Source organism: Achromobacter sp. SIMBA_011 (assembly GCF_046535435.1).
GTDB lineage: Bacteria > Pseudomonadota > Gammaproteobacteria > Burkholderiales > Burkholderiaceae_B > Achromobacter > Achromobacter dolens.
Map to the genome: position 1 here is coordinate 1 of NZ_JAWRWN010000873.1, position 253 is coordinate 253.

General features: G+C 60.5%; 1 protein-coding gene. It reads left to right on the forward strand.

Annotated elements, in window-relative coordinates:
• Positions 1-81 precede the first annotated feature (81 nt).
• Positions 82-253, forward strand: a 172-nt coding sequence (locus tag SB816_RS33505; protein ID WP_410548441.1) for a phage antirepressor KilAC domain-containing protein, incomplete at its 3' end; no start/stop codon positions are given.

The window sequence follows — 253 nt, forward strand, 5'->3', positions numbered from 1 at the left end:
CTCGAAGCTATTGCCAACGGCAAGCTGGACACAGCCGACATGCCACATGTCGAGCCTGTACTCGCCGACGTGGCTTAGGAGGTGGACTTGGAACGCACACTTGCACAGACCGCCAAGCACTTCGGTATCAGCCGTAACGAGCTGATCCGCCTCATGCGTGAGAACGAACTGCTGACCGAGCGCAATCTGCCCCGCTACCCCACCCGCGACCGCGAATACCTGCGGATCAAAGAGGGCAGCTGGTTTCACCCCG